The following is a 588-nucleotide window of genomic DNA, read 5'->3' on the forward strand; positions in this document are numbered from 1 at the left end:
GCGGGCACTCCTCGACGACGAGGAGATCGAGACTGTCGAAGAGCAGCTCAACAGTCCGTGCGTCGAGGAGATCGCGGCGTTCGACAACTTCGTCGACTTCATGGACAGTCCCGAGTACGACGTCGTCGTCTTCGATACCGCACCCACCGGACACACCATTCGGTTGATGGAACTGCCGTCCGACTGGAACGCGGAACTCGAGAAGGGCGGTTCGACGTGCATTGGACCCGCGGCGTCGATGGACGACAAGAAAGCGGACTACGAGCGGGCCATCGACACGCTCTCTGATGAGTCCCGGACGTCGTTCGCGTTCGTCGGGAAACCTGAGTCGTCGTCGATCGACGAGATAGAGCGGAGTGCGAGCGACCTCGCTGAACTCGGCATCGAATCGCAACTCCTCGTCGTCAACGGCTACCTGCCGGAGTCAGTGTGCGACGACCCGTTCTTCGAGGGCAAGCGTGCGGACGAACAGGCCGTCATCGACCGCGTGGAGTCGACATTCGAGCGCCAGGCGCTCGCGACGTACCCACTCCAGCCCGGAGAAATCGCGGGTCTCGAACTGCTCTCGGACGTCGGTGGCGTCCTCTA

General features: G+C 62.4%; 1 protein-coding gene. It reads left to right on the top strand.

Annotation, left to right across the window (positions count from 1 at the left end):
• Positions 1–588 (top strand): arsenical pump-driving ATPase GET3 (locus tag AUR66_RS16325; protein ID WP_231727938.1); only part of this gene is annotated, 588 nt, incomplete at both ends.

Origin of the sequence: Haloferax profundi (genome assembly GCF_001469865.1) — an archaeon.
In the GTDB taxonomy this organism is placed as follows: Archaea; Halobacteriota; Halobacteria; order Halobacteriales; family Haloferacaceae; genus Haloferax; species Haloferax profundi.